Raw genomic sequence first — 23,588 nt, 5'->3', positions numbered from 1 at the left:
GTTTTGTCGCAGGTACCCTCACCTCACTGAATCCGGTATAGTCAGGTGGTGTATAAATGATGGATTGATTCATGAAGCAACTTTTAGATTTTCTCCCATTGGTCGTGTTTTTCGTTTTCTACAAAATGTATGACATTTTTGTCGCCTCAGGGGCACTGATTGTCGCCACATTGTTAGCGCTGGCCTTTACCTGGGTCAAATACCGCAAAGTCGAAAAAATGACACTGGTCACCGCCATTATGGTGCTGGTATTTGGTACCTTGACGCTGGCATTCCACAGTGACTTATTTATTAAGTGGAAAGTGACCGTGCTGTATGTTTTGTTCGCCGTCGCATTGCTTGTCAGCCAGTGGTTTATGAAAAAACCTTTGATCCAGCGAATGCTTGGTAAAGAATTGACCTTGCCCGATAGCGTCTGGTCGACATTGAACCTGTCTTGGGCGGTGTTCTTCTTAGTATGCGGGTTACTGAACATCTATGTCGCTTTCTGGTTACCACAAGATATTTGGGTTAATTTCAAGGTCTTTGGCTTAACGGCTTTAACGCTGATATTCACACTCATCAGCGGTGTGTATATCTACAAACATATGCCAGAAGAACAGAAAAAGTCATAATTTAAAATAGTAGGCAGAGATGACCCAGGAACAAACATCACCTCGCGGTGAGCAGTTATTATCTCGCGGTGAACAAGTATTACCTAACGGTGAGCTGGTACTTCGTACCCTTGCGATGCCCGCCGATACCAATGCCAACGGAGATATTTTCGGCGGCTGGTTGATGTCACAAATGGATATTGGCGGGGCTATTCAAGCTAAAGAGATAGCCCAAGGCCGAGTGGTCACTGTGCGGGTTGATGGCATGACTTTCCTCAAACCAGTTGCCGTGGGTGACGTGGTTTGCTGCTATGCCCGCTGCATTAAGTCCGGCCGCAGTTCTATTACCATCAATATTGAAGTCTGGGTGAAAAAAGTCTCTTCTGAGCCTATCGGGCAGCGCTATAAGGCTACTGAAGCGGTATTCACCTATGTGGCCGTTGATGATGCCGGTAAAGCCCGCGCCTTACCGGAAGGCAGCAGAAATTTTGAAGTTGGCGCGACACAATAGCCGTAAAGTTATCCGGTAACATGTAAAAAGGGTCGCTATAAAGCGACCCTTTTTATTGCAGCGTGACATTATTGCAGCATAGACACCGCCAAACAGCAATATCACTGACTTAGTTCATTTCCGTCGTGCCACCAATTTTGAACACGATCGTGGTTACGCGATTTTTGTCCGAACCATCAAAACGCCATTTGCGCATCACCTGCTTCACTTCGCGCTCAAAGGTATTGCGCGGAGTGGCTTCCAAGACCTGCACATTGGTCACTCGACCATCGTCGTCAATGTCGTATTGTACTTTAACCTGCCCTTCAATGCCTAAGGCCAGTGCCCGAGCGGGATAATTAGGCTTCGCTTTACTGAGCGCTCTTGGCCCATCCGATGTTGATACCCCCGGCACCGCTGCTTTAGGTGCAGATTTTACCGGTGCATTGGTAGAAACCAGTGCTGGCTCATCCGACTTAAACGGTTTGTCATCCGGTGGGGCAACCGTCTTTTTAACATCCGGCTTCTTCACGTCTGGCTTTTTGACTTCTTTTTTCACCGGTTTTGGTTTTGGCTTAGGTTTCACCGGTTCTGGGAGCGGGACTGGCACCGGCTCTGGCAACACTTCTGGCTCTGGCGGTGCCTCTTCAATAGCTTCGGGTTCAGGTTCCGGCTCGGCCTGTGGCTCCGCCGCCGCTGGTTGGGGGGCCGCGAAGGTATCTATATTCACCATAGTGACAGCCAGTGGCGCGTCTTCTATCTCTGGCTGTATATTCATTTGCTCTACAGATACATACAGCAGCGCTGCAATAACGCTGCCATGTAGCCCTACTGAAAATACAAGTGGCCACGTCACCCGTCGACCCAAGAAAAATTTATTTAGCTGCATAATAATTCAGTGTCCTCTAATGCAGCCAAGTTTAAATGCAAATAGCAATCATATTCAATAAGCTTCTGCAAACTATCTCAACAATAGGTCTTAAATGATGCTTTAAACGGCAAAACTAACGCAATAACACTTTCCATTTACGCTTAGTTATCATTTTATTTCATTATAAATGACCCGTGTATTCGCCCGATAATTTTAGATGCCGTCCTTTATGCACATTATTGAATTTATGGATAGAACATGGTGTTATGGAACACAGATCATCATATTGAAGTATATACATTTAAAAGGTGAAACATGCTGTACATAATCTTTGCGACCGATGTTCCTGATTCACTGGAGAAGCGGCTGTCCGTGCGCCCGGCACATTTGGCGCGCTTACAAGCATTACAGGATCAAGGCCGTTTATTGACCGCAGGCCCTAATCCCGCCATCGACAGTGCTGACCCTGGCGCTGCGGGGTTCAGCGGTTCGACCGTGATAGCTGAATTTGAATCGCAACACGAGGCTGAATCTTGGGCTGAACAAGACCCTTATGTCGCTGCTGGGGTATATCACTCAGTCATTGTAAAACCCTATAAACGCGTATTTTGAATATAAAGTTGCTTAGGCGCCGTGGCCCCTATCACGGCTGCCGTTTGAAAGAAGATATTCCTCACCATTCCCAGCCAGATCTTGTCTCGCATCTGCCGGACACTACCGAGTTATTACACGACTTTAATCAACTTTACTTATAATTACCGAGAGTTAATGTCTAATTGTGTATCGATTCTTATGTCGAGACGATAAGCCATTTTGTTAAATGCGGAGATGAAGACTATGCAGTGTCCAGTATGCAAAGATACCCAACTGGTTATGTCTGAACGTAAAAGCATTGAGATTGATTATTGCCCGAACTGCCGTGGTGTTTGGCTTGATCGTGGGGAGCTTGATAAAATCATTGAAAAATCAACTGAGAGTGCGCCTGTTGCGGCCTCTTATGCTGAACCGAGAAATAGTGATCGCGACCACCACGGATATTCAAAACCCAAGCACTATAAAAAGAAAAGTTTTCTGTCAGAGTTATTTGATTAACCCTAATGATGACTCAGATAAAGATCATACGCCTGACTTCAGGCGTATTAGCTTGACTGTATCATCACCTGGCTGACTAAACTTTGTAGTGTTTCAACCAATGATCTTCACAGGCTTCCACCGCCTTATCCAACATATGCGCCGGTGATTTTAGGATCATATGGTCTTTTCTTGCCCAGACAGAATAAGTATGTTTGCCAGCAGAAATGACTTGTTCAGAATAAATAGCAGCGTGATATATCAGCTCAGACTCTTCACAATAAATCTCATATTTATACAGCGCCGTGCTGGTTTTCAAATCCCCGAAGAATACTGTTTTCGCTAATTTATATTGAGACATTAACTGTAGCCTTTGCTGTAATAGGGATTACATCATCCGCTGAACTGTATGATATAACTGTGATATTCACAGCAAAAGTTCACCTAAGTTGATGTCCTATCGATAAATTTTGAGTTTTATCCCCCCACGCTATATCCCGCTAAAGGCGTTCTCTAACATTAAAATGATCATATTGCAGAGGAAAATGGCTCACCGCACCTAATGGGCAAGAACTGAATAAGTAACCTTGCATAGCATCAACACCCCTATCGGCGAGTTGGCTAAACTGCTGGTGAGTTTCGACTCCCTCGATAATCACATGCTGGCAATGGTCGCGCAAACTCCCGACCAAGTTATCAAAAGTGGCACTCCCACCCCATTGCCAATAAAAGTGCTTATCAATTTTTACACATTCAAAGAAGCCGCTGGCTGCTGCTGCAATGTGGGCATCTCCGCTACCAAAATCGTCCAACCAGAGAGAATATCGTTTAGCCAGCTTACTCAATAATGCATTCTCAGCGCCATCACTGAGATTAGGAAAACATTCCATTATTTCCAATCGGATAAAAGGCATTGAGCTCAACAACAATATGACCTCTTCATCATTCAACACCGCATTTGCCATATCAAAATCTATATTTATTGAGAGTATTATTTGATGTTTAGTAAACCACTGTTGTTGCTTTTTCACTTCACATAATTGAGTGCGCAATAATTTTTCCTTCATCTGAGCATTAAGTTGATGTAAGAAGCGCTCAGTATAAATGGGCGATTTAAAAGAGGTTGTAGTGAAGCGACTCAATAACTCTACTGCAAGTAACTTACCGTCACGCTTGTAAACCGGCTCACAGATAAAAGTGCAATCAACTGCAATGTTTAGTCTGCTATCCACAGTAAAATCCTTTTATTTGATGAGAACAACAGTATTGATCAATTGATAAAATTGATCAATTTTTTATTATTGATCAATAAAAACGATGATTGAAATAAGCACAACAAAATGAAATATAAAATAACTCATTGATAAATAAGAAAACATAAGGAAGGCATGATGATTATCATATTTATTATTTCATAATCATTTATTTCAATAGGGAATGGTCGCCTCGAACAACTCGACAGTAACACCCCTGAAACTGAAAAATTAGAACGAAGCGACCGAATATATAGGGTAGCGCGAACGCATTCTGATGTGAAATAAACTGGGAAAAGAGTATTCTGCGCCTTTTATTATTAATATGAACATCAGAATTATCGTATTTTGATAATTTAGGATAGGGGCCATTTTTCTGCGCAAGAAAGTGAAATTCAACGATGAAAGTATCACTCAAAAATATCCAATCGACACCCTATTTTAGCAAAATCATGGGGAGTATCCGAGTGATCAAATGTATTGTATGAAACACCCTTCGGCGAGAAATAAATATTTAGTGGGCTCGCACACTATGGCAAAACAAAAACAGCCTCATAAAGAGACTGTTTTTATTATCGCTACAGCGCATCACCATTCATAAGCCACAGTGAACAATAGTGCTCTACGATGTTGATGCTCGTGGAGCTGCCGAACACTATAGATATGGCGATAACGCCGTGATTGGCCTTCAAGCCAGCGATTTCTTCTGCGCTGATGTTGCCGCAACATACGCCAACGGCCGACCTCATTTTTACTCCGTCTCATGAAGCTACTCTTTCCAAGCTGAGAACTGGGCCATTATAAACTTTTCATCTCTTGAGCCAAGTCACTCCGAGGAAAAAACGCATGTTTAGCGCTAAATCATCTAATCTTTACTGTGGTAAAAACAAAAATCGCCGACTATATCTGTATATTCGTCCTTGCAAGTCCCTTAGCTTAAAAGACTTTATCCATTAATATATCCGATTAAAGGTTTCGCCTTTGCCGTACTGTGCGTACACTCTTTAGTGACCGTTTGTGAACAGGATTTCCGCCCTTATGACAACATTTTACACCGTAATCAGTTGGCTCTCAGTTTTTGGCTATTGGTTGCTTATTGCCGGGGTTACATTGCGTATTCTCATGAAACGCAGAGCTGTTCCTTCGGCCATGGCATGGCTACTTGTTATCTATATTCTGCCTTTGGTGGGCATCATCGCGTACCTCTCATTTGGTGAGCTTCATCTGGGTAAACGGCGCGCTGAGCGAGCTAAAGCCATGTGGCCGTCCACCGCGCGCTGGCTGAGTGAACTGAAAGATTGCCAACATATCTTTGCCAGTTCTAATAGCGAAGTGGCGACCCCATTATTCCAATTATGTGAACGTCGCCAAGGCATCAGCGGCGTTAAAGGTAATCAATTACAGTTATTAACCACCACTGATGACACCTTAAAAGCATTAGTGCGCGATATTGAATTAGCTCGCCATAATATAGAAATGGTTTTTTATATCTGGCAGCCGGGCGGTTTGGTTGATCAAGTGGCTGAGTCTTTAATGGCTGCGGCGCGGCGCGGTGTCCATTGCCGACTGATGCTGGATTCAGCCGGTAGCCAGCAATTCTTCCGCACCCCCTATCCGGCCATGATGCGCAATGCAGGCATTGAGGTGGTCGAAGCCCTCAAAGTGAATGTTTTTCGGGTATTCTTACGCCGAATGGATTTACGCCAACACCGTAAAGTCATATTGATTGATAACTATGTTGCTTACACTGGCAGCATGAATATGGTTGACCCACGTTTCTTCAAGCAAGATGCCGGTGTGGGACAATGGATTGATATGATGGCGCGCATGGAAGGCCCAGTGGCGACAACCATTGGTATCGTCTATGCCTGCGACTGGGAGATTGAAACCGGCAAACGTATTCTGCCGCCACCGCCCGATAACCATATTATGCCGTTCGAGGAAGAGAGCGGGCATACTATTCAAGTTATTGCCTCTGGTCCGGGCTTCCCTGAAGAAATGATTCATCAGGCATTATTGACCGCCGTGTATGCCGCACGTAAACAGTTGGTCATGACCACACCTTATCTGGTGCCAAGTGATGATTTGCTGCATGCCATCTGTACTGCGGCACAGCGAGGTGTCGATGTCAGTATTATCGTCCCACGCGACAATGACTCAATGATGGTTCGCTGGGCCAGCCGCGCTTTCTTCTCAGAATTACTTGAAGCCGGAGTTAAAATTTATCAATTTGAGGGCGGCTTACTGCACAGCAAGAGTGTCTTGGTCGATGGCCAGTTAAGTTTAGTCGGAACCGTGAACCTGGATATGCGCAGCTTATGGCTGAATTTTGAAATCACCCTGGTCATTGACGACGACGGTTTTGGTGCAGATTTAGCCCAAGTCCAAGATGATTATATTGCTCGCTCAGTATTATTAGACGGCGAACAGTGGAATAAGCGCCCGCTGTGGCATCGCGTAACTGAAAGATTATTCTACTTTTTCAGCCCATTCCTGTAATCAATCGGAAACTGACAATCATCCAATTGTAGATTCTCTGAGTTATTCGCTTTCAATAGCATATTAATTGTAAAAGCAGCATAGAGGATGTTTTAATACCTGTAGTCTGTAAATAATAAATGGGAATCTGCAAATGGATCAAAATGTGATGGACCTTAATAACCGCCTGACTGAAGATGAAACACTGGAGCAGGCTTATGACATCTTTCTGGAACTGGCCGGTGACAACCTCGATCCAGCAGATATTTTATTGTTTAATCTTCAGTTTGAAGAGCGCGGCGGTGCTGAGTTATTTGATCCGGCTGAAGATTGGCAAGAACATGTCGATTTTGATTTAAACCCGGACTTTTTCGCCGAAGTGGTGATTGGCCTGGCTGACAGTGATGGTGAAGAGATAAACGATGTATTTGCTCGTGTTCTTCTGTGCCGTGAGAAAGATCATAAACTTTGCCATATATTGTGGAAAGAGTAACCAGCCTCCCCCACTGCTTCAGTCGCGGTTTTTTATCAAACTAAAAAAATCCCCGCTTATTCATTTGCGGGGATTTTTGCTATTAGGTTATCAATATCAGGATAATGACATCATAGCGGATCCACTTTCAGGCAAGAGACCGCATGGCGGAAACTCCCTTCTAATAGTGGGCGGGTTTTTGCACATTCTGGCCCAGCGATGGGACAGCGAGTCCGGAATACACAACCTGATGGAGGATTAATCGGTGACGGTAATTCCCCTTCGAGCAACTGAATCACTTTCGCCCTTTCTTTATCCGGATCGGGGATAGGCACCGCCGACATCAATGCTTTGGTGTAAGGGTGCTGAGGGTTATGGTAAACCTCATCATAAGTCCCCAACTCCACCGCATGGCCCAGATACATCACCAATACTCGGTCAGAAATATGTTTTACCACCGCCAGATCATGCGCGATGAAAATCAGTGACAGCCCCATCTCGCGTTGTAATTGCTGCAACAGATTCACAACTTGCGCCTGGATTGACACATCCAGCGCCGACACTGGTTCATCACAAATGACCAACTTGGGTTCAAGGATCAATGCACGCGCAATCCCGATACGCTGGCACTGGCCCCCCGAGAATTCATGAGGATAGCGGTTGATTAAGTTAGGCAGCAAACCCACCTTTAACATCATGGCCTTAACTTTATCTTTGATTTCCTGACGTGGCATTTTGGGATGATAAGTCCGTAATGGCTCGGCAATGATTTCGCCAATAGTCATGCGTGGATTAAGTGACGCCAGAGGATCTTGGAATATCATCTGAATATCACTGCGTGTTGCCCGCCACTCGGCATCACTCATGTTGAGTAAATCTTTACCTAGCCAGCTGACACTGCCGCCAGTGGCCTTCACCAAACCAATAATGGCACGCGCGAAAGTGGATTTACCACAACCGGATTCCCCCACAACGCCTAAGGTTTCACCTTCATACAGGCGCAAGGTGACGCCATCAACTGCCTTAAGCGTTTTTGACGGCTGCCAAAACCACTGCTTGCCATCCTGAATATCAAAGTGAACTTTCAGGTCGGCCACTTCCAACAAGACTTTTTGCTCTGTCATGGCATTCATACCAATTCCCCTACTGGCTTATAGCAGGCGCGTAAACGGCCATCACCAAAGTGCTCTAATGTCGGAGCCGTTCCGCAGCGTTCCATGGCATATTGGCAACGAGGCTGGAACGGGCACCCTTTCGGCAAGCGCAGTAAATTGGGCGGATTACCCGGAATGGTCATGAGAGATTCGCCTTCAGCATCAAGACGAGGGACCGCATTTAATAAGCCAATAGAATAAGGGTGGCTGGGGTGATAAAACACATCACGGGCCTGGCCATATTCCATGGTTCGGCCCGCATACATCACCAGAACTTTATTACAAATACCGGCAACCACCCCCAGATCATGGGTAATCATGATGATTGCGGTATTAAACTCACTCTTAAGTTCATTCAGCAAAGTCATGATTTGAGCCTGAACTGTGACATCCAATGCGGTTGTCGGCTCATCGGCAATCAACAGTTTAGGGCGACACAGCAACGCCATGGCGATCATCACTCGCTGGCGCATACCCCCAGAAAATTCATGAGGATACATCCGCATGCGCTTACGCGCTTCTGGCATTTTTACCGCGTCAAGCATGCGGATTGATTCTTCAAACGCCTCACTCTTACTCATCTTTTTATGCAATTGCAGCACTTCCATTAGCTGCTCACCCACGCGCATATAAGGGTTAAGAGAGGTCATTGGGTCTTGGAAAATCATCGAGATTTCTTCGGCCCGTAAACGGTTCAATTGTTTCTCGGGCAAATTCAGAATTTCACGTCCATGAAACTTCGCCGAACCGCCTATCCGGCCATTACTGGCCAGCAACCCCATCAAAGCAAATGCCGTTTGAGATTTACCTGAACCTGACTCACCGACAATACCCAGAGTTTCACCGGCGCGCAGATCAAAATTAAGGGCATTAACGGCAGTAACATCGCCGTCTGGCGTACCAAATGTGACGGTCAAGTCCTTGACATCCAACAGAACTTTTTGCTCCGACAGCCCCGATTGCTGAACAGCAGACTGATTATCAATAGTCGTCATCGTGCTACTCCTCAGCGATCTTTCGGGTCGAGGGCATCACGCAAGCCATCGCCGATAAAGTTGAAACAAAACAGCGTCACTACCAGAAAACCGGCAGGAAACATCAATAACCAGGGAGAAACTTCCATTGAATTGGCACCATCACTGAGTAATGCACCCCAACTGCTCAATGGCTCTTGCGTCCCTAACCCTAAGAAACTCAGGAATGATTCAAACAAAATCATACTGGGAACCAGTAAAGAGGCGTATACCACCACCACACCCAATACGTTTGGCACAATATGACGCAACACAATATTGCGAGTGGAAACCCCGCCTACCAGCGCCGCTTCGATGAACTCTTTGCGTTTCAGACTTAATGTTTGCCCGCGCACGATACGCGCCATATCCAGCCAGGAAACCATCCCGATCGCCACAAATATCAACAGAATATTCTGGCCAAAGAAAGTCACCAACAGAATGACGAAAAACATGAAAGGAAATGAGTTAAGAATTTCCAGCAAACGCATCATCAGTGAGTCAATTTTTCCACCGAGATAGCCTGATAATGACCCATATAATGTGCCAACCACCACCGCCACCAAGGCCGCAGCAACACCCACCATCAATGAGATTCGCCCACCAATAGCGACGCGCACCAATAAATCACGGCCAGATGAATCAGTGCCAAAGTAGTGTCCGGATTCAATATCGGGTGCCGCTGACATCATGCCCCAGTCAGTATCTGCATAGGAAAACTGAGCTAGCATCGGGGCCAGAATAACAAATAAGGTAATCAACATTAGGATCACCAAACTGGTGATCGCCGCGCGGTTATGAATAAAGCGGCGGCGGGCATCCTGCCAAAGGCTACGCCCTTCAACTTCCAGTTTTTCACTGAAAACTTCCAGAGCTTCGCTATTTTTCTTGCTCAACATAATTGGCGTGCTCCAGTGCTAATAACGGATTTTCGGATCGATAACGGCATACAGCACGTCGACAATCGCATTGAATAAAATAGTTAATGCGCCTACCAAAATGGTCAAACTTAGGACCAGAGAGTAATCGCGGTTTAACGCTCCGTTGACGAACAACTGACCAATACCCGGCAAACCAAAAATGGTCTCAATCACCATTGAGCCGGTGATAATGCCAACAAATGCGGGCCCCATATAGGAGAGAACCGGTAGCAATGCCGGTTTTAATGCGTGCCGTAATACAATCGTTCGCAGTGGCAGACCTTTGGCCCGCGCAGTGCGAATAAAATTGGAATGCAGAACCTCAATCATTGAACCGCGAGTAATACGCGCAATACTGGCGATATAAGCTAAGGATAGCGCCACCATTGGCAAAATAATAAATTGTGGTGCCCCGCCATTCCAACCACCACCCGGCAGCCATTTTAATATAATGGCGAACACCAGCACTAATAAAGGTGCCACCACAAAGCTCGGGATAACCACCCCGGTCATAGCAAACCCCATGACCATATAGTCCCACTTGGTATTTTGATTCAGCGCAGCAATAACACCGGCACTAACACCTAATACTACAGCGAGTAAAAATGCAGCCAGCCCAAGTTTAGCGGAAACAGGAAACGAGGCTGCAACCAGCTCATTGACGGTGTAATCTTTATATTTGAATGAAGGCCCAAGATCACCCTGTGCCAGTTGCCCCAAATAATTGAAATACTGTTTATAAACTGGGTCATTGAGATGATATTTCGCCTCAATATTCGCCATCACTTCGGGTGGAAGATTGCGTTCGCCGGTAAATGGACTGCCCGGGGCAAGACGCATCATAAAGAATGAGATGGTGATCAAAATGAAAAGTGTCGGAATTGCTTCCAGACAGCGGCGTAGAATAAATTTTAACATTGCCTGTACCTTTAGCCTTTTTGAATTATCAAGCAATAAGGGCAGCACGCCAGTTAAACGGCTGCCCTTAAGATATTAGTGCTTGATAATATAAAGATCTTTAACGTGCATGTTATCCAGTGGGTCTTTACCGGTATAACCACCGACATAAGGTTTCACTAAACGAGCATTCACGTAATAGAACAACGGTACGATAGCAGAGTCTTTATCCAGCAAGACTTCAGCTTGTTGGTACAAGCCCGCGCGCTCCTGCTCGGTTTTAACTTTCAGCGTATCTTTTATCAGCTTGTCAAACGCCGGGCTTTTATAATGCACGGTGTTGTTGCTGCTGTCAGATAACATCATATTCAGGAAGGAAGAAGGTTCGTTATAATCAGCGCACCAGCCGGCACGTGCTACATCGAAAGCACCTTGATGACGGCTATCCAGGAAGGTTTTCCACTCTTGGTTTTCTAACTTAACATCAACGCCCAGGTTTTTCTTCCAGATAGAGGCGGCGGCAATAGCCAGCTTCTTATGTAAATCTGATGTGTTGTATAACAGGTTGAATGTCAGCGGTTTATCTTTAGTGTAACCAGCTTCCGCCAGTAATTTTTTAGCCACTTCATTCCGTTTTTCTTGTGTCCAACTGAACCACTCTGGTGGTGTCAACTCAGCACCACTGGTATATGGAGGGGTGAAACCATAAGCCGGTAAATCACCTTGGTTTTTCACTTTGTTCACGATGATATCGCGATCCATACCCAGTTTCAGGGCTTCACGAACACGAGCATCGGTGAATGGTGCTTTTTGGTTATTAATTTCGTAGTAATAGGTGCACAGATACGGGTCAACATGAACTTCTTGTGGGATCTCTTTTTTCAGCTTCTGGAATAATTCAATCGGCATGTTGTTATAGGTCATGTCGATTTCACCACTGCGATAGCGGTTAACATCAGTCACTTCGGAAGAGATTGGCAGGTAAGTCACCTGATTAATGACGGTCTTGGCATTATCCCAATAAGTTGGGCTGCGTTCTAACACGATACGTTCGTTAACGACCCAATCTTTCAACTTATAGGCGCCATTACCAACAAAGTTCTGCGGCTGAGTCCACTTCTCACCAAACTTCTCTATCGCGGTTTTGTTCACCGGAGACATAGAAGGATGCGCTAATAATTTATCCAAATAAGGCACTGGCTCACTCAACGTAACTTCCAGAGTATGGTCATCCAGAGCTTTCACGCCTAAGGTATCGGGTGCTTGTTTGCCGGTGATAATATCGTCGATATTGGCAATGTGGGCATATTGCACATAGCTTGCATACGGAGAAACTGTTTTAGGATCCGCCAGGCGTTGCCAGCTATAAACGAAGTCCTGTGCCGTTACAGGGTCACCATTTGACCATTTAGCATCTTTACGCAGATGGAAAGTCCACACTTTAAAATCTTTATTGTCCCAACTTTCTGCCACACCGGGTAGAATTTTGCCGTTAGGATCGTTAATAACCAGCCCCTCTAACAGGTCGCGTGAGATATTGGATTCAGGGACACCCTCAATTTTATGTGGGTCTAATGACTGAGGCTCGGAACCATTATTCCGCACTAAGACTTGCTTTTCAGCTAGTTGTACGCCTGCAGGCACATTCGCTGCAAAACTATTGCCTACAGCCATCATACCTAAGGCAGCCACAATGCCTGCGGCCAGGAGACTTTTCTTCGTGATGTTGGTCATGCTTATATCCACTCCAGTTTTTATTATTGCATCGCCCAATAATCAGGCGAGCATCACCTTTAAAAGGTATTTTTAAATTACATCGCGCGGGGAACGAATCCGGCCATGTAATACCCTATATGTATTAACATCAGCCGAAAATTCGTACTGTGTTATACATCCCTAATATCCTATTTGTTTTCCTAGATGCTTTATGACTCGACTTCTTACGGCTAACCGCTTTTCACTACTCTAACTTACGAATATAGAGATTTTTTAAATCTATTAAATCTTGTGGGTCCTTACCCGTAAACCCGCCCACGGTAGGCCGAATTAGGCGGACACTGACGCGATAATATACTGGCACCATGGCAGAGTCTTTATCCAATAAGTTTTCGGCCTGTTGATATAACGCAGCGCGCGCTTTAGCATCAGGTGCCGCTAACGTTTTGGCTAATAGCACATCAAACTCAGGATTCTTATAGAAAAACGTATTATTGCTGCTGTCCGATAACAACATATTAAGGAATGCCGTCGGCTCATTGTAATCACCGCACCAGGTTGCTCTGGCAACATCAAACTGGCCCTGATGACGACTTTCTAACGAGGTTTTCCACTCTTGATTCTGCAAAGTGACCGTGGCCCCGAGATTTTTTTGCCACATTGAGGCGGCAGCAATCGCCTGCTGTTTATTTTGATCTGAGGTGTTGTAGAGCAAATTAAATTTCAATGGATTCTCAGCATTGAAACCGGCTTCAGCGAGGAGTTTTCTCGCCTCTACATTACGTTTTTCCTGAGTCCAACTGGCCCATTCAGGTACAGTGAAATTACCGCCCTCGGTAAATGTTGGGGTAAAGCCATATGCAGAGATCTGCCCTTGCCCCATAATTTTGGTGGCAATAATGTCCCGGTCTAATGTTAATTTTATGGCGGTTCGAACCCTTGCATCCGTGAAAGGCGCTTTTTGATTATTAATTTCGTAATAAAATGTGCAAAGGTATGGGCTAACATGAACCTGCGCTGGCAGGTCTTTTTTCATTTTGGCAAACAAATTTGGCGGAATGGCACTGTTGGTAATATCGATTTCACCGCTACGATAGCGATTGATATCACTGACTTCAGAAGTAATCGGCAAGAAAGTCGCCTGATTAATGATGGTTTCTTTATTATTCCAATAAGTCGGGCTGCGTTCGAGCACAATGCGCTCGTTAACCACCCAATCTTTTAATTTATAAGCGCCATTGCCGACAAAATTCTGTGGAAGTGTCCATTTATCGCCATATTTCTCAACGACATCACGCTTAACCGGTTTCAGTGAGGTGTGTGACAACATATTAATAAAATAAGGGACGGGTTCAGTCAACGTGACCTGCAACGTCTTGGCATCTAATGCTTTCACCCCTAATTCATCTGGCTTTTTGACACCTTTTAGCACCGCATCAACATTATCAATTTGGGCATATTGTAAATAACTGGCATAAGGTGAACCTATTTTAGGATTAGCTAAGCGTTGCCAACTATAAACAAAGTCCTGCGCAGTGACCGGAGTGTCATCACTCCATACTGCGTTATCGCGCAGATGGAAAGTCCAAACTTTATAACCATCATTATCCCAATGGCTTGCGACAGCCGGAATGATATGGCCGTTAGCATCATTACTTACCAGCCCTTCTAATAGATTTAGAATAATATTGGTTTCAGGATTTCCCTCAACCTTATGCGGGTCCAAAGAAGCAACCTCAGAGCCATTATTAATAGTAATCCTCTGATCTAACGCTAATTCTACGCCCGGAGGAACGGCTGCAGCCATTGATCCCGCTGAGAATGACAAACCCAGGATAGTGCCAATTATTGCCAGTGGTCGCTGCTTAAACTTTATTTGCATTTCTAACCGCCCTTTTACGAGATTTGTGATGTTTTTCTCAAGGTTATGCGTCAATTTTCCGCCAACAATCACTAGCAATAACTATTCCAAAAATAAAAATTACGGTTCAGTTTCATTGGAAAAACAAGAAAACTCTCGTTAGGGAGTTGCCCGAAAGCTAACAGAACCCGAAATCTGACGCCAATAATTTTTACAGAAATGTTAAGCAATTCTCTTTTTTACTGGGTCACTAGCAACAGTAACTTAGGATGTCATCATTCTAATAAACACATAACTTTATGAATCTATTGGTTATATGTAATAACATTTTTAACTTCACATCAAAAATTATGTTTAAAAACAGCAATAAGAAACATAAAGTTAACATTTTAACTATTGCCAGAATAAACACCTACTCACTGCGATGTAATCACTAATAACATCTAGATAAATTCAGCACAAGCCCTACAGAATGATGTGAGCATTTTAACAACAAATAGCGTATTTAATTTAATCGGAAGGTTATCAAACTCTTTATTAAAGATGAATAAATAAGCCTTAATCCAAATTATTTGTTCAGAATAACTATTAGTGCAGCATTTAAGTGCAATAGATTAAAGTTCCTGCATTGTTTGCACCAAAATAAGGCCTGGGGACTTAAATATCATGCTAATAGCAAGAAAAAGGCTACAGGTAATAAACCTGTAGCCTCTTAATGATGATGAGATGTCTTATGAGGGATTAAAGCAATCCTGGGAAAATAGCCTTAATGCCGGTAACAATAAATTCGATACCCAATGCCATCAGCAGTAAACCCATAATACGTGTAATAACGTTAATACCGGTTTGACCGAGCAACCGAACCAATAGCGGCGCAGCACGGAATAATAACCAACAACAAAAGGCAAACAGTGCAATCGCAACAGTTAACCCCAGCAGGTTCTGCCAACTGTGGTAGCGAGAACTCCATACGATAGTTGAACTAATTGCCCCCGGCCCGGCCATCAAAGGTAATGCCAATGGGACGACGCCAATACTTTCACGCACTGCAGTTTCTGTTTTTTCCTGCTTATTCTGTTTATCTTCACCCAATTTACCGCTGATCATCGACATGGCAATACTAACCACCAAGATCCCACCAGCAATACGGAATGAATCAATAGAAATACCAAATATTTTCAGGATCGCATCCCCAAGAAACAGAGATATCCATAAAATAATCGCTACCGACAGGTTAGCTGTCAGGTTGGTTTTATCCCGCCCTGCCGCTGCCTGATAACTGGTCATACTGATAAATACCGGCAAGATACCTACCGGGTTAACCAGCGCAAATAAGCCAACAAAAAACTTGATGTAACCTGAAAGGTCCAACAGGGATTGACTCACACATCACTCCGCGCAATTGCTCATAAATACATCATAGATATCAGGTCATTATACCTAATGCCCCGAGATAACACATCTTACGGCTAAACCTGGGGAAATTGACGAGCAAATAATGATATCACCGCACTCTGCAACGGATCCTCACTGCCCAGCTCCCTAACAACAGTTCTTTTCACTGAAAATCACCCTTAGGGCAACCTCAAGTAGATGTGCGCGCTAATGTAATAGAATTAGTCACAGGAATCCATGGAATAAACCCGCATTTAGACAGGATAAATTATCGCTGTCTAAAATAATAATTATTGTTAACATTCTGTGGTGCTAATGATGATTTAACGTCATGAATTATCACTTTATTTACGTTAATGATAATTACTCTCAACTAATAATTGCTGAATGGTGTCAGCTTGCGAATTTTGTGATTTAAATCACGAAAAATAGTCATAAGAATGGTTAAGCTCAAAGCCGTAGTAGAGAGAACCTTTAGTAAGAAATAGAATATCAGGGTTGAAATAGTGTTTTTCTCCCACTTTATTCTTAGCAAACTTAAAGCTCTTTCAGTAAATCAGCGGTAAAGAATGAGAAAGTAAGATATAAAAACTATCTCTATTCGTGAGTACAGCATGGCTTAGCCTGTCTATACTGATTGCTTCAACAGCTCATTTACTAAAAGAGTTTAACATTATCAGGAGAGCATTATGGCTGTAACGAATGTCGCTGAACTTAACGAGTTAGTAGCACGCGTCAAGAAAGCCCAGCGCGAGTATGCCAACTTTACTCAAGAGCAGGTTGATAAAATCTTCCGCGCCGCAGCTCTGGCTGCAGCAGATGCCCGTATTCCTCTGGCCAAACTGGCTGTAGAAGAATCTGGCATGGGTATTGTGGAAGACAAAGTGATCAAAAACCACTTTGCTTCTGAATACATTTACAATGCATACAAAGATGAAAAGACTTGTGGCATTCTGGAAGAAGATAAAACCTTTGGTACTATCACTATCGCTGAACCTATCGGTTTGATTTGCGGTATCGTGCCAACGACTAACCCGACCTCTACCGCTATCTTCAAGGCTTTGATTAGCTTGAAAACCCGTAACGGTATCGTGTTTTCTCCACATCCACGTGCTAAAGACGCAACCAATAAAGCCGCAGATATCGTGCTTCAAGCCGCTATCGCAGCAGGTGCGCCAGCAGATATTATTGGTTGGATTGATGCCCCTACAGTTGAGTTGTCTAACCAACTGATGCATCACCCAGACATTAACCTGATTTTGGCGACCGGTGGCCCGGGCATGGTTAAAGCAGCTTACAGTTCTGGTAAGCCAGCTATCGGTGTTGGTGCAGGTAACACACCAGTTGTTGTTGATGAAACAGCAGATATCAAACGTGTTGTCGCCTCTATTCTGATGTCTAAAACCTTTGATAACGGCGTAATCTGTGCGTCTGAGCAATCTATCATTGTTGTTGACTCAGTTTATGATGCTGTTCGTGAGCGTTTTGCTTCCCACGGCGGCTACCTGTTACAAGGCAAAGAACTGAAAGCTGTTCAGGATATTATCCTGAAAAATGGTGGTCTGAACGCGGCTATCGTGGGTCAGCCAGCAACTAAAATTGCTGAAATGGCCGGCATCAAAGTTCCTGCTAATACTAAAATTCTGATCGGCGAAGTTAAAGTTGTTGATGAATCAGAGCCATTCGCTCACGAAAAACTGTCGCCAACGTTGGCGATGTACCGTGCGAAGAGCTTTGAAGACGCTGTTGAAAAAGCAGAAAAACTGGTGGAAATGGGCGGCATCGGCCATACATCTTGCCTGTATACAGACCAAGATAACCAGCCTGCGCGCGTTAAGTATTTCGGCGATAAAATGAAAACCGCCCGAATCTTAATCAATACCCCTGCCTCTCATGGTGGTATCGGTGACCTGTATAACTTCAAAGTAGCGCCATCTCTGACGCTGGGTTGCGGTTCTTGGGGTGGTAACTCCATCTCTGAAAACGTCGGTCCGAAACACTTGATCAACAAGAAAACTGTGGCTAAGCGAGCAGAAAACATGTTGTGGCATAAACTCCCGAAATCTATTTACTTCCGTCGTGGCTCACTGCCTATCGCGTTGGAAGAAGTGGCAACTGACGGTGCAAAACGTGCCTTCATCGTGACTGACCGCTACCTGTTCAACAACGGTTATGCTGATCAAATCACCAGCGTATTGAAATCTCATGGTATCGAAACTGAAGTCTTCTTCGAAGTAGAAGCAGACCCTACCCTGAGTGTTGTGCGCAAAGGTGCAGAGCAGATGAACTCCTTCAAACCAGACGTGATTATCGCGCTGGGTGGTGGTTCACCGATGGATGCTGCGAAAATCATGTGGGTTATGTACGAACACCCAGAAACCCACTTCGAAGAACTGGCATTACGCTTTATGGATATCCGTAAACGTATTTACAAGTTCCCGAAAATGGGCGTGAAAGCGAAGATGATCGCCGTAACTACCACATCAGGTACCGGCTCAGAAGTCACACCATTCGCGGTAGTGACCGACGATGCAACTGGCCAGAAATATCCATTGGCTGACTATGCATTGACTCCAGATATGGCAATCGTTGATGCCAACCTGGTTATGAATATGCCTAAGTCTCTGTGTGCATTCGGTGGTTTGGATGCTGTGACCCATGCTCTGGAAGCTTATGTTTCTGTCTTGGCGAACGAATACTCTGATGGCCAGGCTCTGCAAGCGCTGAAACTGCTGAAAGAGTTCCTGCCAGCCAGCTACCATGAAGGGGCAAAAAATCCGGTTGCACGTGAACGTGTTCACAATGCCGCGACCATTGCCGGTATCGCTTTTGCGAACGCCTTCTTGGGTGTCTGTCACTCAATGGCCCATAAACTGGGTTCTGAGTTCCACATTCCACACGGTTTGGCAAACGCCATGTTGATCTCTAACGTTATCCGCTATAACGCGAATGACAACCCAACCAAACAGACTGCTTTCAGCCAGTATGACCGCCCACAAGCGCGTCGTCGTTATGCTGAAATTGCAGACCATCTGGGTCTGAGTGCTCCGGGCGACCGTACTGCACAGAAAATCCAGAAACTGTTGACTTGGTTAGATGAGATCAAAGCTGATTTGGGTATCCCAGCATCAATCCGTGAAGCTGGTGTGCAAGAAGCAGACTTCCTGGCTAAAGTAGACAAATTGTCTGAAGATGCATTTGATGACCAGTGTACCGGTGCTAACCCGCGCTACCCACTGATCTCTGAGCTGAAACAGATTCTGATGGATACATACTACGGCCGTGAGTTCAGCGAAGAGTTAGATCGCGAAGAAGTTGCTGTCGCAGCCCCAGCACCTAAAGCTGAGAAAAAAGCTAAGAAGTAATCCCTAACTTACTGTGCAACTTCACTTGCGGGTGAGGTGAGTCACTGAAAGATATAACCCCCGACATCTGTTGGGGGTTTCTTTTTGTATTCATCCCCTGAATTTAGACATTGTCCACTCGCACCTCACTTTATTCATTGCCTCTAAAATCCTCCGTAATGGCGATTTATAACCGCCCTTACCTCATTTACCCACTCAATCAAATAAACTCGCCACAGCTCACTAACAGCGCTCTGCATAGGGATAACGTGGGTTGATTAGCCTATAAAAAATGAATAGCGCAATATCATCAGGCCGATGATATTAAATAAAATACTGTGGTCATTTATGGCTGGATCAGAAATAAGGAATCAGAGGGTACGGGTAACACGTATAAACGCAATGAATGGAGCTGTATGCTTCTATATAGTGTTAATTCCATAAAAGGCAACTACCCCACGGCCTTTAATAAAGGAGCCAGTGAGGTGTTATCCCGCTGATGATAGGCATTTAAAGAGATTAAGGGAGGGAAGCTGCTTTGATGGCTTCTTTATAATGGCGGCGACAAACAGAAACGTAGCTTTCATTCCCGCCAATGACAACTTGTTCGCCATCGTGAACTGCCCGCCCCTGTGCATCCAAACGTAACACCATATTAGCCTTGCGCCCACAATGACAAATTGTCTTTAGCTCGACCAATTTATCGGCCCACGACAACAAGTATTTACTGCCGGGGAATAACTCACCGAGAAAGTCAGTGCGCAAACCATAGCATAGAACAGGAATATGCAATTCATCCACCACTTGGCACAATTCTTGGACCTGCTCTTTAGTCAAAAACTGGCACTCATCGAGTAAAATACAATGAACCGGATTTTCCTGATGTTCAGTATTGATAATAGATAATAATGATGTCCCACTATTGTAAAGCAGAGCCTGTGAAGACAAGCCAATGCGTGAACTGACGGTTCCAACTCCAAAGCGGTTATCAATCTCGGCTGTAAACACCAGAGTGCGCATACCACGTTCTTGGTAGTTATAAGAAGACTGCAATAACGCAGTGGATTTGCCTGCATTCATTGCTGAGTAATAAAAATAAAGTTGAGCCATGAGCCCGTAGCTCCAAATAGTATAATAAATGGTCACATTAACAACGTGTAACGAGTTTATCATAAATTCAGGGGTTTCGTGGAGCAGACGAGTTCCTCTATATTACTGTTTTCTCTATTAAGTAATGCGATAACTAATGGAGTTGGCCGAATTTTTATGTAATCTACCTGTGTATTGTTAGGTAGATTACATGACCCATTTCACAATATTGAGACAGTAAAAGTATTCTGCTCGAACATTAACCAGGTTTAGGCGAGGTACAAGCAATAGCGCTTCAGTTTCATATGGAGGCCGCACGATTGGTTCATTAATGATACGGATAATGTGTTCTCATGATTAATTCGTAAATAGTGATAACAAATATTGCCGTAACCTGACAAAGCTTGGACTGCATGTTTTTTCTTACTCCATATTTCGTTGCAGCTATATCAATATCTCGGTGGCTCCAGGGTGATCAGTTATTGTGCATCCCAACATGAGCGGTAACGTATTTTTGCTTTATTGATATAAAGCAAAATTATAACTTAGTGAGAAAATCATGTTCACAAGCAGAATCATTAGTGAGTGAAACGAAAATTTACGTTAAAAACAGCTCAGATAATAACAAGTCCCATCGTTTATTAGTGTAAGCAGCAAGTTTTCGCTAATAAATACGTGAATTCGAGTATGCTAATCAAATTGGCTATTGCAGAAATTAAAATAGCACTCTATTATTATCCAGACGCCCCCCACCAATTATAATTTGAGACCAGGACAATGAGCGAAGCGTTAAAGATTCTTAACAACATCCGTACTCTGCGTGCACAAGCGCGTGAATGCACTCTTGAAACTTTAGAAGAGATGCTTGAGAAACTCGAAGTGGTCGTTAACGAACGCCGCGAAGAAGACTCCCAGGCACAAGCAGAAATTGAAGAACGCACACGTAAATTGCAGCAATACCGTGAAATGCTTATTGCAGATGGTATTGATCCGAATGAACTGTTGAATACTATCGCAGCTGCTAAAGCCGCGACGGGTAAATCAAAACGTGCTGCGCGCCCTGCTAAATATCAGTATACAGACGAAAATGGCGATGTTAAAACTTGGACAGGCCAAGGCCGTACTCCTGCAGTGATTAAGAAAGCCATTGAAGATGAAGGCAAATCACTCGATGATTTCCTGCTGTAATCGTAATAGTTAATTTACTATTGTGATAAAAATACCCTCCTATTATATGGGGGGTATTTTTTGCGTTCTCTTTAAGCGTCAAAACTCGCACTCCTCGCGATGAATTATCCTATCCAGCTGTTTACATCCAATCGATAAGCAACAGCCAATCTAAACATATCATTCTCAATAAATAACGTTATGTTATCACTCTCATTGAAAGTCGATAAGAATACTCTGCTAATTTATGACACTATAATAATCGCTATAACAGCCAAATCGACATTATCCTTTTGTGATATAAGATAAATTTAGCGATAAACTACTGTGATTGAATCCGATGAAGATTCGTGTTGGCTACAAAAAAGAACTCATTCAATTTTGCACCCAACACATAAAACCATCTTTACCACTTATTGTGCACGATTAATCGAAGCGCCACGGCCAATCCCATAATAAGTAAAACCTTGTCTATTTAGACGCTCGGGATCGTACAAATTACGCCCATCAAAAATAACGGGGTGTTTAAGGCGGGACTTGATCATCTCAAAATCAGGCGCCCTAAAATTCTGCCATTCAGTACAAATAATCAAAGCATCAGCGCCTTGTAATGCTGACTCTTTCGTACCCATTAATTTTAAGTCATCCCTTGCACCATAAATCCGCTGGGCTTCATCCATTGCCTCGGGATCATAAGCTTGAATAGTCACACCGGCTTTCCACAATGACTCCATTAAAATCCGACTCGGAGCTTCACGCATATCATCCGTATTGGGTTTAAATGCTAACCCCCAAAGAGCCAATGTTTTTCCCGCCAGTTGTGAGTTAAAGTGATGCAGAATAAATTCGACCAATTTAAATTTCTGCTCATTATTGATTTGCTCAACAGCTTGTAACAGCTGAGGCTGGTAGCCACAACTTTCAGCTGTACGAATTAACGCCTGAATATCTTTGGGGAAACAAGAGCCACCATAACCACAGCCAGAATAAATAAAATGATAGCCAATGCGTGAATCGGAACCAATACCCTGCCTCACCTTTTCGATATCTGCACCAAGACGTTCAGCGATATTAGCTATCTCATTCATAAAGCTGATTTTGGTTGCCAGCATACCATTTGCCGCATATTTCGTCAGTTCAGCACTGCGAATATCCATTATTAACATCCGGTCATGATTTCGATTAAATGGCTCGTATAACTCGCTAATTAAATCGATAACACCGTTATCATCAGTATCAATACCGATAACAATACGTTCAGGCCGTTTACAGTCAGCGACCGCCGCCCCTTCCTTCAGAAACTCAGGGTTTGAAACCACATTGAATGCTATTTTCTGCCCACGTTGCTGTAGAACAGTTTGTATCCTTTGTTGCACTTTATCTGCAGTGCCGACAGGGACAGTAGATTTATCGATAATAACTTTGGGGGAATCCATATATTTAGCAATGGTACTGGCAACTTCAAGTACATATTTCAGATCAGCGGCCCCATCCTCATCTGGAGGGGTGCCAACGGCTATAAATTGAATCGTGCCATGTGCTACGCCGGCTTCTGCATCTGTGGAGAATTGTAGCCTTCCACTCTCATAATTTTCTTTTACCAACGGCGCTAATCCGGGCTCGAAAATAGCGATACGACCTTTTTGAAGGTCAGCAACTTTTTTTTCATCTATATCTATACACATGACATCATGACCAACTTCAGCCAATACCGCAGCCTGAACTAACCCGACATAGCCAATGCCAAAAACCGTAACCTTCATTCGATCTATCCTCAAGTTAAAAATTCAATAAGAGACGTGCT

Annotated in this window: 21 protein-coding genes; 8 read left to right on the top strand and 13 right to left on the bottom strand. The window is 44.1% G+C overall.

The genetic code is table 11. The annotated features are described in order from the left end of the window. Positions 1-71: 71 nt before the first annotated feature. Both DX162_RS15975 and yciA read left to right on the top strand, forming a co-directional pair. Positions 72-614, top strand: a complete 543-nt coding sequence (locus tag DX162_RS15975) for a septation protein A (RefSeq protein ID WP_004390884.1) — start codon at positions 72-74, stop codon at positions 612-614. A 19-nt stretch (positions 615-633) separates the two neighbouring features. Next, a complete protein-coding gene (gene yciA, locus DX162_RS15970; protein ID WP_004390885.1) occupies positions 634-1,104 on the top strand; it encodes an acyl-CoA thioester hydrolase YciA in 471 nt (156 codons plus the stop codon). A gap of 109 nt (positions 1,105-1,213) precedes the next feature. Here yciA and tonB read toward each other — a convergent pair whose 3' ends face one another. Then, positions 1,214-1,972 (bottom strand): TonB system transport protein TonB, encoded by a 759-nt coding sequence (gene tonB / locus DX162_RS15965; RefSeq protein ID WP_004390886.1) that lies wholly within the window; start codon positions 1,970-1,972, stop codon positions 1,214-1,216. A gap of 297 nt (positions 1,973-2,269) precedes the next feature. On the opposite strand from tonB, the gene DX162_RS15960 reads away from it, so the two are divergent. Then, positions 2,270-2,566 (top strand): YciI family protein, encoded by a 297-nt coding sequence (locus DX162_RS15960; protein ID WP_004390887.1) that lies wholly within the window; start codon positions 2,270-2,272, stop codon positions 2,564-2,566. A gap of 225 nt (positions 2,567-2,791) precedes the next feature. Continuing rightward, positions 2,792-3,046, top strand: a complete 255-nt coding sequence (locus tag DX162_RS15955; RefSeq protein WP_032819951.1) for a TFIIB-type zinc ribbon-containing protein — start codon at positions 2,792-2,794, stop codon at positions 3,044-3,046. 76 nt (positions 3,047-3,122) lie between these two features. Here the strand turns inward: DX162_RS15955 and DX162_RS15950 are convergent, their stop codons facing one another. The 3 genes from DX162_RS15950 to DX162_RS15940 form a co-directional block, all read right to left on the bottom strand. Next, the gene (locus DX162_RS15950) at positions 3,123-3,386 is read right to left on the bottom strand and encodes a hypothetical protein (protein WP_004390889.1); all 264 of its coding nucleotides are present in this window, start codon (positions 3,384-3,386) and stop codon (positions 3,123-3,125) included. 139 nt (positions 3,387-3,525) lie between these two features. Next, a complete protein-coding gene (locus DX162_RS15945) occupies positions 3,526-4,257 on the bottom strand; it encodes an EAL domain-containing protein (RefSeq protein WP_004390890.1) in 732 nt (243 codons plus the stop codon). Positions 4,258-4,866: 609 nt separating this feature from the next. Continuing rightward, positions 4,867-5,043 (bottom strand): YciY family protein, encoded by a 177-nt coding sequence (locus DX162_RS15940; protein ID WP_071777623.1) that lies wholly within the window; start codon positions 5,041-5,043, stop codon positions 4,867-4,869. A 273-nt stretch (positions 5,044-5,316) separates the two neighbouring features. Between DX162_RS15940 and cls the strand changes: the two genes are divergently transcribed. Both cls and DX162_RS15930 read left to right on the top strand, forming a co-directional pair. Beyond that, positions 5,317-6,777: a cardiolipin synthase gene (cls, locus tag DX162_RS15935; protein WP_004390892.1), complete on the top strand. Its 1,461-nt coding sequence runs from the start codon at positions 5,317-5,319 to the stop codon at positions 6,775-6,777. 148 nt (positions 6,778-6,925) lie between these two features. Then, positions 6,926-7,249, top strand: a complete 324-nt coding sequence (locus DX162_RS15930; protein ID WP_032819973.1) for an HI1450 family dsDNA-mimic protein — start codon at positions 6,926-6,928, stop codon at positions 7,247-7,249. 110 nt (positions 7,250-7,359) lie between these two features. On the opposite strand, the gene oppF is transcribed toward DX162_RS15930, so the two are convergent. From oppF to DX162_RS15895, 7 genes are all read right to left on the bottom strand, one after another. Beyond that, entirely contained in the window at positions 7,360-8,361 is a 1,002-nt protein-coding gene (gene oppF, locus DX162_RS15925) for a murein tripeptide/oligopeptide ABC transporter ATP binding protein OppF (RefSeq protein ID WP_032819952.1), read from the bottom strand. Next, entirely contained in the window at positions 8,358-9,377 is a 1,020-nt protein-coding gene (gene oppD / locus DX162_RS15920) for an ABC transporter ATP-binding protein (protein ID WP_004390895.1), read from the bottom strand. Before oppD ends, oppF begins: the two co-directional genes overlap by 4 nt. An 11-nt stretch (positions 9,378-9,388) precedes the next feature. After that, positions 9,389-10,297 carry an oligopeptide ABC transporter permease OppC gene (oppC, locus tag DX162_RS15915; RefSeq protein ID WP_032819953.1) on the bottom strand — a complete coding sequence of 303 codons (909 nt, stop codon included), beginning with the start codon at positions 10,295-10,297 and terminating at the stop codon, positions 9,389-9,391. Between the two features lie 15 nt (positions 10,298-10,312). Beyond that, entirely contained in the window at positions 10,313-11,233 is a 921-nt protein-coding gene (gene oppB / locus DX162_RS15910) for an oligopeptide ABC transporter permease OppB (RefSeq protein ID WP_032819954.1), read from the bottom strand. A gap of 75 nt (positions 11,234-11,308) precedes the next feature. Next, a complete protein-coding gene (gene oppA, locus DX162_RS15905; RefSeq protein WP_004390898.1) occupies positions 11,309-12,946 on the bottom strand; it encodes an oligopeptide ABC transporter substrate-binding protein OppA in 1,638 nt (545 codons plus the stop codon). Between the two features lie 226 nt (positions 12,947-13,172). Continuing rightward, positions 13,173-14,810: an ABC transporter substrate-binding protein gene (locus DX162_RS15900; RefSeq protein WP_147280401.1), complete on the bottom strand. Its 1,638-nt coding sequence runs from the start codon at positions 14,808-14,810 to the stop codon at positions 13,173-13,175. A 720-nt stretch (positions 14,811-15,530) separates the two neighbouring features. After that, positions 15,531-16,175 (bottom strand): YchE family NAAT transporter, encoded by a 645-nt coding sequence (locus DX162_RS15895; protein WP_004708395.1) that lies wholly within the window; start codon positions 16,173-16,175, stop codon positions 15,531-15,533. Positions 16,176-16,873: 698 nt separating this feature from the next. On the opposite strand from DX162_RS15895, the gene adhE reads away from it, so the two are divergent. After that, complete coding sequence (gene adhE / locus DX162_RS15890; RefSeq protein ID WP_049561904.1) at positions 16,874-19,549, top strand: bifunctional acetaldehyde-CoA/alcohol dehydrogenase; 2,676 nt, start codon at positions 16,874-16,876, stop codon at positions 19,547-19,549. Between the two features lie 498 nt (positions 19,550-20,047). Here the strand turns inward: adhE and DX162_RS15885 are convergent, their stop codons facing one another. Further along, positions 20,048-20,638, bottom strand: coding sequence for a thymidine kinase (locus tag DX162_RS15885; protein ID WP_004390903.1), 591 nt, complete (start codon positions 20,636-20,638; stop codon positions 20,048-20,050). A 756-nt stretch (positions 20,639-21,394) separates the two neighbouring features. On the opposite strand from DX162_RS15885, the gene hns reads away from it, so the two are divergent. After that, positions 21,395-21,805: a histone-like nucleoid-structuring protein H-NS gene (gene hns / locus DX162_RS15880; protein WP_004390904.1), complete on the top strand. Its 411-nt coding sequence runs from the start codon at positions 21,395-21,397 to the stop codon at positions 21,803-21,805. Between the two features lie 392 nt (positions 21,806-22,197). Here the strand turns inward: hns and DX162_RS15875 are convergent, their stop codons facing one another. Further along, positions 22,198-23,547: a UDP-glucose dehydrogenase family protein gene (locus DX162_RS15875; RefSeq protein WP_004390905.1), complete on the bottom strand. Its 1,350-nt coding sequence runs from the start codon at positions 23,545-23,547 to the stop codon at positions 22,198-22,200. Positions 23,548-23,588 lie beyond the last annotated feature (41 nt).

This window comes from Yersinia kristensenii, assembly GCF_900460525.1.
In the GTDB taxonomy this organism is placed as follows: domain Bacteria; phylum Pseudomonadota; class Gammaproteobacteria; order Enterobacterales; family Enterobacteriaceae; genus Yersinia; species Yersinia kristensenii.
This window is presented reverse-complemented; position numbering and strand designations above follow the sequence as displayed.